13 protein-coding genes are annotated in these 9,797 nt (G+C 41.1%); 5 read left to right on the top strand and 8 right to left on the bottom strand.

Annotated features, from left to right (window positions below; translation table 11 throughout):
* The 4 genes from NTU69_04195 to thrC all read right to left on the bottom strand — a co-directional run.
* Positions 1–746, bottom strand: a 746-nt coding sequence (locus NTU69_04195) for an ABC transporter ATP-binding protein (protein ID MCX5802726.1), incomplete at its 3' end; no start/stop codon positions are given.
* Positions 737–1,654, bottom strand: coding sequence for a metal ABC transporter substrate-binding protein (locus NTU69_04190; GenBank protein MCX5802725.1), 918 nt, complete (start codon positions 1,652–1,654; stop codon positions 737–739). The genes NTU69_04190 and NTU69_04195, both read right to left, overlap by 10 nt.
* Before the next feature lie 222 nt (positions 1,655–1,876).
* Positions 1,877–2,185, bottom strand: a complete 309-nt coding sequence (locus tag NTU69_04185) for a rhodanese-like domain-containing protein (GenBank protein MCX5802724.1) — start codon at positions 2,183–2,185, stop codon at positions 1,877–1,879.
* The gene (thrC, locus tag NTU69_04180; GenBank protein MCX5802723.1) at positions 2,186–3,640 is read right to left on the bottom strand and encodes a threonine synthase; all 1,455 of its coding nucleotides are present in this window, start codon (positions 3,638–3,640) and stop codon (positions 2,186–2,188) included.
* A gap of 141 nt (positions 3,641–3,781) precedes the next feature.
* Here thrC and NTU69_04175 point away from each other — a divergent pair, with 141 nt between their 5' ends.
* Positions 3,782–4,348, top strand: coding sequence for a hypothetical protein (locus NTU69_04175; GenBank protein MCX5802722.1), 567 nt, complete (start codon positions 3,782–3,784; stop codon positions 4,346–4,348).
* A 135-nt stretch (positions 4,349–4,483) separates the two neighbouring features.
* On the opposite strand, the gene NTU69_04170 is transcribed toward NTU69_04175, so the two are convergent.
* Entirely contained in the window at positions 4,484–5,812 is a 1,329-nt protein-coding gene (locus NTU69_04170; GenBank protein MCX5802721.1) for an MATE family efflux transporter, read from the bottom strand.
* A 184-nt stretch (positions 5,813–5,996) separates the two neighbouring features.
* On the opposite strand from NTU69_04170, the gene NTU69_04165 reads away from it, so the two are divergent.
* Complete coding sequence (locus NTU69_04165) at positions 5,997–6,245, top strand: AbrB/MazE/SpoVT family DNA-binding domain-containing protein (protein ID MCX5802720.1); 249 nt, start codon at positions 5,997–5,999, stop codon at positions 6,243–6,245.
* Positions 6,223–6,621, top strand: a complete 399-nt coding sequence (locus NTU69_04160; protein ID MCX5802719.1) for a type II toxin-antitoxin system VapC family toxin — start codon at positions 6,223–6,225, stop codon at positions 6,619–6,621. Before NTU69_04165 ends, NTU69_04160 begins: the two co-directional genes overlap by 23 nt.
* Before the next feature lie 116 nt (positions 6,622–6,737).
* Here NTU69_04160 and NTU69_04155 read toward each other — a convergent pair whose 3' ends face one another.
* The 3 genes from NTU69_04155 to NTU69_04145 all read right to left on the bottom strand — a co-directional run bounded on the left by NTU69_04155 (position 6,738) and on the right by NTU69_04145 (position 8,428).
* On the bottom strand, positions 6,738–7,250 hold the full coding sequence (locus tag NTU69_04155; GenBank protein ID MCX5802718.1) for a ferritin family protein: 513 nt from the start codon (positions 7,248–7,250) through the stop codon (positions 6,738–6,740).
* Between the two features lie 126 nt (positions 7,251–7,376).
* Entirely contained in the window at positions 7,377–7,904 is a 528-nt protein-coding gene (locus tag NTU69_04150) for a YeeE/YedE thiosulfate transporter family protein (GenBank protein ID MCX5802717.1), read from the bottom strand.
* On the bottom strand, positions 7,901–8,428 hold the full coding sequence (locus NTU69_04145; GenBank protein ID MCX5802716.1) for a YeeE/YedE thiosulfate transporter family protein: 528 nt from the start codon (positions 8,426–8,428) through the stop codon (positions 7,901–7,903). The genes NTU69_04150 and NTU69_04145 overlap by 4 nt, the downstream gene beginning before the upstream one ends.
* A 237-nt stretch (positions 8,429–8,665) precedes the next feature.
* Between NTU69_04145 and NTU69_04140 the strand changes: the two genes are divergently transcribed.
* Both NTU69_04140 and NTU69_04135 read left to right on the top strand, forming a co-directional pair.
* Positions 8,666–9,208 (top strand): flavodoxin family protein, encoded by a 543-nt coding sequence (locus tag NTU69_04140; GenBank protein ID MCX5802715.1) that lies wholly within the window; start codon positions 8,666–8,668, stop codon positions 9,206–9,208.
* The coding region (locus tag NTU69_04135; GenBank protein MCX5802714.1) for a tRNA 2-thiocytidine biosynthesis TtcA family protein at positions 9,205–9,797 on the top strand (593 nt) is incomplete at its 3' end. The genes NTU69_04140 and NTU69_04135, both read left to right, overlap by 4 nt.

Below are 9,797 nucleotides of genomic sequence, written 5' to 3'. Positions count from 1 at the left end.
CTGTGGCATATCACATGTTGAGAGAACTCCCCAAAGTAGTTCGCCATATCATCAGATACACAAAAATCTTCAAAGCTCCCATAAAAAATAACCTTTTTATCAAGATAGAGGAGTTTCGAGGCATATTTCCCGATGGTTCCTATATCATGGGTAATAATAATAATCGTTACCTTTTTAACCTGGTTAATCCCCTTTAAAATACTGAAAAACTTCTCCCTTATCTCAGGGTCAATGGCTGTAGTGGGTTCATCGAGTATTAAGATTTCCGGCTCACTCACCATCGCTTTTGCAATAAGAACCCTCTGCTGCTGTCCTCCAGACAATTCACCGATAAGCTCATTCTTAATGCTTAATATATCCATCAGATCTAAGGCTCTGTTTATCGACATATCATCGGATTTGCGAATCCTTTTCGGAAACCCCTTTTTTGAAAGAAGCCCGAGGGCAACAACCTCCTTAACAGTGGCAGGGAAATGGGGATTAAAGGAAGGGATTTTCTGTGGCAGGTAACCAACTTTATGCCAGTCTTTAAAGTTTAGGGGGTTATATCCAAAGAGGTAGATGATCCCCCTCGTGGGTTTAGAAAGTCCGAGGATAAGTCTTATTAATGTGGTCTTTCCAGAACCATTAGGCCCCACAAGCCCGAGGTAATCCCCGGCCTTCAAACCAAAGGAAATATCTGCCAAAACCTCTGAGGAGTTATATTGAAAATAGAGTCTATCAACCGATACAACATCTACTGACATTGAAGCCCTGCCTTCAGGTTTTTGAGGTTCTCCTCCATTATATTCACAAATGTCACCCCTTTATCCATATCTTCTTTACTGATATTGTGGGCACCATGAAGTCTCATTAGCGTTGCCCCTGTCTCCTTTGCGATAACCTCGGCAACCCTCGGCATTATCAGTTCCTCGTAGTATACGTAATGTATGTCATATTCCTTCATCTTCTCTTTCAGTTCAATCATACGTTTTGGCGTGGGCTCCGCATCAGGAGACCCCTGATATGCTGAAATATATTTCAAATTATACCTTTTTGCAAGATAGTCAAACGCAAAATGTCCCCCGTGTATAAAGATATCCTTCTTACAATGGGTAAGGGTATTTTTAAACCTCCTGTCAAGCTCAAGGAGTTTTGCTTTATACCCCTCTGCGTTCTTCACATAAAAATCCTTATTAGCCGGGTCCATTCTTACGCATCCATCACAGATATTGTCCACTATTTTCTGGGCATTGGAAAGGTCAAGCCATATGTGGGGGTCTATTTTCCCATGTTCATTCTTGTGTGTACGCCGAGAATTATCCCCACCGGCCCCTCTTAGCATTGTAATCCCCTTACTTGAATCTATTATCAAAAGCCTCTTGTTGTCTACCCCTTTCAGGATATTTTCTACCCATGGCTCCATATATTTTCCCGTATAGATGAATAAATCAGCTGTATTTATTCTGAGGATATCCCCTAATTTCGGTTCAAAGCTATGTGCCTCTATACCTGGAGGAAGAAAGAGACTGATATCTGCTTTATCCCCGGCAACATTCCTGGTAAAATCGTAAAGAGGGAAGAGGGTTGCGATAATCTTAAGCCTCTTCTCCTCTCCTACCCCTCCATCCTTTTTCTGACATGAAACAATAGATAGGACTAAGAGCAAGCTCATTGAAATCAATAAATAGCTTATGGTTTTCAACTCCAAACTCCTGTCTGCGCCGATGCTTCGGCAGGCAGACCAAACTCCGAATGTATCAACATTCTTTGTCTTCCATTAGAATTTTTCTACTTCATATCCCTTGTTGACCCACTCTGGAAAACCTTCAAGAAATACCTGAACATTCGTATATTCAGCCTTTTTCGCTGCGACCGCAGCGCGTACACTCGGGTATCAACCAAACCCTCTACAATAGAACACGATCTGCATGTCTTTATCTTTCGGCATGAGTGCCTCGATATTATCAAATTGCTCCTGTGGTATATTTATAGCGCCCGGTATATGACCCTGTCTATATTCGTACTCACCTCTTGTGTCAACTATCAGTATCTTTGACCCCTCGTCAATCATCTTTTTTAATTCCTCGGCGCTCAGCCTCTTGAGGTCTTGCGATAAAATACAAGAGACCATGAGGACAAGGGTGAGGATCAATACCAGTAATCCTGTTATCCGAAGTATTTGGGAAAGCTTTGTGTACCGCATTTACTTAAATATCTCTTTTATCTTTTCTTCTGCCTCTTTAATCTGTGCATCGCATAGCTTTAACCCTTCGCTTGTATGTTCTGATTGGCCCTCAATATGGTAAATTCGTTCTTTTTGCCCTGCCTGCCTTTTCATCTTAGGAGGAGGTTCAGGGGTCAACCCTATTGCCTTTTGAACGTCAATAGGAAACTTGCCCGGGTCAGCAGTTTCATAGATTACAGCAGGTTGATTGTGTTGTCCATTCAGATATATCTCCAGCGTTTTCCATCCAACAGCACCATGGGGGTCAAGTATAACTCCATACTTATCAAAAACTTCCTTCATCGTCTCATAATGCTGAGGATTGGTAATACCAATTGAAAAGATATCTCTCCTCATTGCATCCATATCAGGCATCCTGTCGATTGTGCCTGGCCTGATAACCTGTCCCGTAACAGGGTCCCTCTCATCAAACATATGCCCTTCATAAAAGTCTATCAATCTTGCCAGATTACTCGGGTGTGAGACTATCATAGCGGATGAGGGCGACTTCTTTGATGGTCTCACAACATATTCACCGCTTTCGAGAAACTCCGGAAATTCTGTATTCTCATTGACCCCGCATATAATTTTTGTTACCGGAAGGCCCATCTGTTTCGCTATAACCGTCCCCATCATATTACCAAAGTTTCCAGAGGGTACGCTCGCTATAAACCCCTCGCCTTGTTCAGAAATCCTTGAATAGGCATAAAAAGGGTAAACTGCCTGCGGCAATAACCTCCCTATGCTTATCGAGTTTGCAGACGTAAACCTTTCCCTGTCCCCAAACACCTCTTCTGCGAATCTCTGGTCACCCAGGATATTTTTTGCCAGTGCCTGGCACACATCAAAATCTCCATTTATCTCAAAGGCATATATATTGTCCCCGAGGGTGGTCATCTGCCTTCTCTGTCCCTCGCTGATTGACCCTCTGGGGAAGAACACGATGTTATCAATGTTATCAAGACCATATAATGCATCAGCCACAGCGCCGCCAGTATCACCGCTTGTTGCAACTACCACTACCTTTCTTAAACCTTTCTCACCGAGAAAATAATTTAGTACCCTTCCAAAAAACCGTGCTGCATAATCTTTAAAAGAGTATGTGGGTCCTTGTGTTAACCACATTATGTAGGTCTTGCCTGTAATATGCTGCACCTTTGTCGGTATCTTATCTTCCTGATACGCATCCTTAAGGAGGGGCCGCAATTTTTCTTTAGGTATCTCAGGGGCAAGAAAAGGATACAAAACTTCAAAGGCAATCTCCCCGTATGACATGTGCCGCATATCAGCCACCTTGCCCGGAGCTACCCTTGGGATGTCATGCCTTGAAACCATATACAACCCGTAATGAGAAGCCATGCCCTTCAATAAGGCGGTTTCAAAATTAACCCTTTCACTCAAATTATTTGTACTGTAGTACGTAATTTGTTTCATGACTGGTTTAAGCATACAAAATGTTTTGTTTTTTTTCAACTTAAGGATATAATTACTTACAGTGAGTGGATAGTGGTGAGTGATGAGTGGTCAAAGTAGTGGTGAGTGGTGAGTGGTCAAAGTAGTGGTGAGTGGCAAGTGATGGGAAAAATATTGTTAATTATTCTTTCAATGATATGCATGCTTACGGGCTATACCAATGCCGGTGAGCTTTCGCGCGATGAAGCAGCAGCAATGATCAAAGAGGTTATTGCTAATGAAAAACAGGCTGACATCACAAGATATTACCAAAAATATGGGCCTTTTTATTATATCGGTTCTGATAATGGGGTTATCAATAAGCATAAGGAACTTGAACAAGGTGGATATGTAAAGGTAAGGGCACTATCTGATAGCAAAACTTCATCGGAATCCAAAACAACCTATGGTATCCAGTTTACAGACAAGGCACTGCCTTACATGGCAAAAAACAATGAAGACTCAGAGAACAAGGCGTATATTACATTAGCAAAGGTTGATAATATCGATGTTATAGGGTTAAAGAAACTTACCCCGAATGAATATAAGGCAGAGGTTTCCCTGGGATACAGACTCACACCCTTTGGAGAAATATTGCTCGGGAGGGGTATAAAGGTTGAACGTAAAGAGGATGCCCTTTTTGAAGCTCACGACAATGGGTGGAGGGTAAAGTTCAAAGTGAATTTCTAAAATCAGGGGTTAGGGCATAGGGATCAGGGGTTAGTCAAAAAAGTCCTTAGTAAATAGTTAAGTTTCATAACTTATTCAAATTATTTGCTTTATTTTCAAAACGTCTCACGACTCACGATTTACGAATTACGGGTTTTATAGCCACTTCCTTTTCAGGTATCTTCTTGTCATGAATAAGGCCATTAGAAATTGTGAGAGGTTCATAACCCACCAGACCGAAACAGCACCAAACCCAAAAACAACCACAAAAATATAACTCAAAGGTATCCTTACCAGCCATAAACTGAGGGCAACAATAACCATCACACCTCTTGTATCGCCAGCACCATTTAAGGCACCACCAAGAATAACCCACAACGCCATAAAAGGTTCACTCAACATACTGATATAGAGATATTTGATGCTTTCAGCGATGACAACATCATTGGTTGATAAGAAGGAGGCGATCCATCTTGCATTCAAAATTACAACGATTGTCAGAAAAATAACAATAATCGCACCCATAAGGGCAGTAATAATGCCGGCACGAAAGGCATCCTCTTTTCTCTTTTCACCTAACAGGTTTCCAACTATTACCGCATTCGCCATATTAAATGCGATAGCAGGTAAAAAGATTGCCGATTCAATTCTAATACCGACGGAAAGGGCGGCAAGGACCTCAACATTGTGTTTCGGCAGGGCACTCAAAATTAAAAAAATTACCATCGAATGGAACTGCCATAAAATCTGAAGTAACCCTGAAGGCCAGCCAATACCTATGATGCTTTTCGTAAGATAAAGAGAAAACCTTTTAGCCCCCGACATGAATACCCTGATACGCCAGAGGTTGAGGATGCTTCCAATAAAGACGCTTGTGGCAGTTGATATGGCAATCCCTCTAAAACCGAGGTGGGTATGAAACACGAGAAAAAAGTTAAGCCCTATATTAGAAAAACAGACGATAGCCATTGTTTGCAAAGAGCTCCTTACCTTTTTACAAGCCCTTAGAATACCGTTACTGTTTATGAGTATGTAGTGAAACAGTAGTCCTGCGGCGTAAATTCTTCCGAGTAGAACAGCAAAGGGTTTTAATTGATGAGGGATATTCACGATACTTATAATTTCTGGAGTAAAAATGATACCGGCTATCCCAAATATTATACCGGCTATAACAGTAGTGATAACTGTGGAGTACACCGCCTTAGCCAGTTCTTCCCTGTCATTCGATGTGAAGAGCCTTGAGATAACAGCAACTGTTCCTATTGAGAGGGCATTCCCTATGATGACAAAAATAAAGTAGAGCTGAATGACAAAACCATATGTAGCCTGTATCTCTTTACCAACCCTGCCCGCAATATAGATGTCAGTAAGGCCTATTAAAAACTCAAAAAACATGATAAGCGTCATAGGCCAGCAGAGAGCCCAGCTCTCAGAAACAAACTTCCTTATATCCTCACGTTTGAGTATCGCCTTGATATTCAACATTTTTATATCCCTTGAACCGTTGACAATTGCACTATAATATCATAATACCAAAACACAGAAACAACCTAAAATCAAAACAGATTTTTTCTTTAAGCGTTTAAATATTATATAAGTTCTTTACTTACTTTAATGTTTATAGTAAGATAATTATACTTAAGTAAGACATACTAATGGAGGTAAGAAAATGACTTTGCTCACAATGTCATCAAAGGGTCAATTGGTAATTCCCAAAAATGTAAGAGATGCCTTGAAAATAAAGCCAAAACAAAAAATTCTTCTAAAAAAACTCAAAGACCGCGTTGAACTCATGCCTTTACCTGAGAATCCTGTTGAAGCTTTTTGCGGGGTCTTTGAAAAGGGGCCTTCCCTCACTGATGCCTTATTAACCGAACGGAAAAAGGAGCTTGAGCATGAAGAAAAAGATATTACTTGATTCTTACGCACTCCTTGCATACCTGAAGAAGGAAGGAAAATTTTTGAAGGTTAAAGACATACTATCTTCATCTGATAAAGTAATCCTGATGAACGAGCTGAATGTAGGTGAAACGTATTACATCATTGCAAGACAAGGGGGGTATGAACAGGCTGATTACTTTTTAGAGGTTGTGCTCCCAGGTCTTCCCATAAAAACGATACACAACAGCTTCGAGCAGGTTATTGAAGCATCAAGATTAAAAGCGAAATATTCAATATCTTTTATAGATTGTTTTGTCATTACAACTGCACTTGCCGAAAAGGCAACTATCCTCACCGGTGACCCTGAATTTAAAAAAGCAGGGAAGATTGTAGAAATAGAGTGGATGAACTAATACAAGCATATAGCATAGAGTTTTAAAGCTTTTAACTCTCTGCTCTTAGCTCTCTGCTCCATGCACTATGCTATAAAATACTCCGAAACTGTTAGCTCATAACTCCAAACCGTTTCTCACCCTCCGTCCACCATGCTTCCCTGCTTTATATAAAGCCATCCTACAGGGTCAGTTAAATACTCTATAGAATCCATGATTTTTAAGTAATGTCCCTTCTCCTCATAGGAAAGGGTCAAATAAAAGCGTCTTTCAAAGGCGTTCTTGGTTTCCCCTGCAAGGCCTTCGTAATATTTTGTACTCTTATCCTCCAGATCAAGGGCAAAACGAAGGGCTTTTAAATCATCCTCAGAAGCCTTTGCCTTCTCTGCAAGGGAACCATTGAAAACCTTCCCGAGTTTCCCCGATGAACCAATGGTGGTAACCCACTCTTTAAATGGTTTATCTTTTTTAAGGTTGCCATATATCGTTTTTATAGTTTTGATATGAAAATCCTCTTCTTTTGCAAGTTCCTTAAACACATTTTTTGCAAGCTTGCTTTTTACCTTTTCCGCTGATTGCAGGTAAAATTGCTTTCCTTCCATTTCCATCTCAATTGCCCTTTTTAATGCACTTTCACTTTTTAACGCCATGTTTTCCTCCGTTTTTTTCTAAGATGGACGACCATTCACTTCGTTCATTAGGACGATCGCTCTCCTGCCCTTGCGGGATAACTAACACGATGGACGCAAATTCTTTTTTCGTCCATCGTCCTTCGTTTACATCCCCTTCTTCTCAAACCACCTGAACAGCAATATGCTGATTATGACAAATAGAACTATGATAATCCAGTGGTTTATCCCCAGTATCTGCGGTATTGTGATTTTCCCGTATACTCCCCATTTGAGGACTGAGTTCTTTAGAACAGGGAAGGCTTCTGCAAAAATTGCTGCACCGGTAAGCATCCCCAGTATACCCCAGGCTGCGTCCCATCGTCCTTCTCCCAATGCTCCAAGTGATGTCCCTGGACAATAGCCGAGAAACCCCCAGCCAAATCCAAAGATAAGGCCGCCAATAATATTCCCCCCTAAAATCGTCGGTTTTACAGAAAGTTTAGCAATACCAAGGTCCTTAAGGAGATAAACCCCGACCATTGCCATTAGAATCGTAGAGAGCATAAACTTCACAATTGTCATATCAATGAGACGTAATGCACCAAGTTGTTTGTCATAGCGAATCACGTGTCCCTTTTGTAAAAGGAACCCGAATATTATCCCTGTCACAAAACCGTATACGAGTTCACTCATGTCTTGTTACCTCCTTTATAAAGGATATAGGCAACAATAAGACCACCAACAAAAAAACATATCAAAGAAATATATCCACTTACTGCTAACTGGAGCGAACCGCTCAGCCCATGGCCACTCGGTCACCCATCGGCAAGCCTTGCCCCAAACATCGCTATAGCCCCACCAATAAATGCTACAATTGCCCGTTTTGCCTTATTTGGACCAAAGCGACCTTCCCACATAGTAGGAGTAGCCTGCCAGCGAAAGGTTTTTGAGGTTGTTGAGGCAATAAGTGAACCAAAGAATATACCCACCACAAACATCCACTGCCAGTCAATTTTGGGTATTTCCTTTACGAAATATTCCATTTTGCTTACACGTTCAGTATTAAATTGTTTTTCAAAAAGCCCTGCCGTACGAACAAAGGTAGTTGATGCCCCAACATACTTCCCGGTAAACCAGACAGAGAACACGAGCAGCAATCCAGTCAGGGCACCGGCGAGATATGGACTCCAACCTTTATTTTCCTGCTTGTTATCCATTCTCCTTATCCCTCCTTTCAACCAATTTATTGGTCTACAGGCTTGTAAGACTTATAAGCCAAACAAATAACAATTGATACTTACATTATAAGCTCGTTATTGCTCCTTTTCAATCCACGGGTATTTATTTTTTCTATAGCAAGGGACTTAAAATCTGTCAATCGATTTTTACCCACTTGACCCGTTAGAGAAAAAATCCTTATAATAAGGAAGTTTAAAAAAACAAGGAGGGCTATAATGAAAACGGTCATACTTTTTGGAAGTCCACGCAAAAACGGTAACACCATACAACTTGTGAATCTCCTGTCTGATATAATAAAACGCAAAGGACACAGCGTGAGAATGCTATATCTCAATGATATGAACATCAGGCCATGCCAGGGTTGTTATGCCTGCTTAAAAAAGGGGGTATGCAAAATCAATGACGACATGAAAGATATAAGAAAGTACATGATGGAATCAGACCTCATCGTATATGCCTCCCCCATCTACTGGTTTGCCCCATCAAGTCAGCTGAAGCTTGTCATAGACAGGTCGATAGCATTCATGGACGAAAATTACGATTCAAGAATAAAAGGGAAAAAGGCCATTACCCTGATGACATGCGGAGATGAAGAGAGGGGCACACTTAAACCAGCCATAGAGATGTTCAAAATGACCTTTAACCTGTTAAAGCTCTCATATATTGGAAGCGTCGAGGCAACTGGCTGCCAGGAAAAAGGCGAGGTAAAAAGGGCTTTCAAAGAAAAGGCCAGAAAGCTTGCAGAATCAATCGCATGAATTTAAATGGTCTTTTATATTTCATAACAAAAAAGGTGGGTAAGGCCATCTGGGATTACAAGATGCTTAAGGAAGGGGATAAGGTGCTGATTGCTGTCTCGGGAGGCAAGGATAGCCTTTCTCTCTTAAAGATAATGAAGGAAAGGATAAAATTCGTCCCTATACATTACGAAATCATCGCATGCTTCGTTGATATGGGCTTCAAATGGGTTAATAAGGACATATTGATTGAATATTTTAAAGAAGAATCCACCCCATATATCATTGCCCATCCATCAGAAGAATGGAAAGGGGAAGAAGAAAAATTTGGATGTTTCTGGTGCAGCTGGAACAGGAGAAAGGCGCTCTTTAATCTTGCCCATGAAATCGGGTGCACGAAGATTGCCTTTGCCCATCATCTGGACGACATTGTCGAGACAATGCTTTTAAATCTATTCTTTCAGGGTGAGATAGGGACCATGAAACCATACCAGGAAATGTTTGATGGCGAACTCGCAATCATAAGACCCCTTGCATATGTGGAGGAGAAAGAACTATTGAGACTCGCAACTAAACTCGATTTACCTGTAATCTTTTCCGAGTGTCCTTA

The sequence above is a fragment of the Pseudomonadota bacterium genome (assembly GCA_026388215.1).
Taxonomy (GTDB): Bacteria; Desulfobacterota; Syntrophorhabdia; order Syntrophorhabdales; family Syntrophorhabdaceae; genus JAPLKF01.
Note: the sequence above shows the minus strand (reverse complement) of the source record. Positions and strands in the feature narration are given on the sequence as shown.

What these genes read in the sequence shown, in the direction of transcription:
- NTU69_04190 (MCX5802725.1), bottom strand. Translation starts at nt 1,654, where the DNA reads ATGAGCTTGCTCTTAGTCCTATCTATTGTTTCATGTCAGAAAAAGGAT.
- NTU69_04185 (MCX5802724.1), bottom strand. Translation starts at nt 2,185, where the DNA reads ATGCGGTACACAAAGCTTTCCCAAATACTTCGGATAACAGGATTACTG.
- thrC (MCX5802723.1), bottom strand. Translation starts at nt 3,640, where the DNA reads ATGAAACAAATTACGTACTACAGTACAAATAATTTGAGTGAAAGGGTT.
- NTU69_04175 (MCX5802722.1), top strand. Translation starts at nt 3,782, where the DNA reads ATGGGAAAAATATTGTTAATTATTCTTTCAATGATATGCATGCTTACG.
- NTU69_04170 (MCX5802721.1), bottom strand. Translation starts at nt 5,812, where the DNA reads ATGTTGAATATCAAGGCGATACTCAAACGTGAGGATATAAGGAAGTTT.
- NTU69_04165 (MCX5802720.1), top strand. Translation starts at nt 5,997, where the DNA reads ATGACTTTGCTCACAATGTCATCAAAGGGTCAATTGGTAATTCCCAAA.
- NTU69_04160 (MCX5802719.1), top strand. Translation starts at nt 6,223, where the DNA reads ATGAAGAAAAAGATATTACTTGATTCTTACGCACTCCTTGCATACCTG.
- NTU69_04155 (MCX5802718.1), bottom strand. Translation starts at nt 7,250, where the DNA reads ATGGCGTTAAAAAGTGAAAGTGCATTAAAAAGGGCAATTGAGATGGAA.
- NTU69_04150 (MCX5802717.1), bottom strand. Translation starts at nt 7,904, where the DNA reads ATGAGTGAACTCGTATACGGTTTTGTGACAGGGATAATATTCGGGTTC.
- NTU69_04140 (MCX5802715.1), top strand. Translation starts at nt 8,666, where the DNA reads ATGAAAACGGTCATACTTTTTGGAAGTCCACGCAAAAACGGTAACACC.